This window comes from Vulcanisaeta sp., from assembly GCF_049966235.1.
Lineage (GTDB): Archaea > Thermoproteota > Thermoprotei > Thermoproteales > Thermocladiaceae > Vulcanisaeta > Vulcanisaeta moutnovskia.
On sequence record NZ_JBMFVA010000064.1, the window covers coordinates 1 to 795 of the forward strand.

The 795-nt window shown below is 46.4% G+C and carries 1 pseudogene; it reads left to right on the forward strand.

Annotated features, from left to right (window positions below):
- Positions 1-795: pseudogene (locus ACP5L5_RS11715) on the forward strand (hypothetical protein); the annotation flags it as partial.

Genomic DNA, 795 nt, shown 5'->3' on the forward strand with positions numbered 1-795 from the left:
CGTACATAGGAAGCTGCTCATCAAGCAACAACGTCGCATACCCACCCACGCCATCAAGCTCGGACAGTGTCTCCTACGTGTGGGAATTAGAACAGTGCAGCGAGTTCGAGGGCGGGGTACCGCTGATCTTCGTTGGGTGGAGCGCCAACGCATTACAGAATATAAACATGATTGAAATTAATAACATTGGGGGAACTGCGCAAAGCGGCTCTGGTCTTTTTGGCGTGCTCAACGAGAGTGGAATTAACGTACCTAATGGGTTAGTACTGGTAGGCCCAACATACGAATTCAGTAATACATATACGATAGAATTACCGAATGGAATTGGAAATGTATTTATTAACTATAGTTCCTCCTTAAATGAGGCGATGACAGTAGGAAATATATACTATACCGTACCTAGCGATGGCTTCTTTTACGTCGGCCTACCTGCATACGTGGCCTACGTGGCGTTCCAGGAATACGAAATAGCCCCCGGTCTGTCGATGCCGACGGGTTACTGGGCCAACGGCACGGAGACCCTGGCACCCCTTGACACGGACTTCAATGCACAGTACCTATATGTTTATCCCTACTTAGACATCGGTAATGGCTCAATGACAGGGGCATTTAACGGTATACTGTACATTTATGAGAACTATGGTCAACTCCTAATAAACCTACTAGACGCTCTTCACGCTAACCAAGCTGGTTATGACATTCCATGCCCCAATGCGCCACAACCTGGAGGAGGCGCATTTTATTATGAATATACATTATCAAGCATTACAAGTACTTATAATCCCAACCCGATTG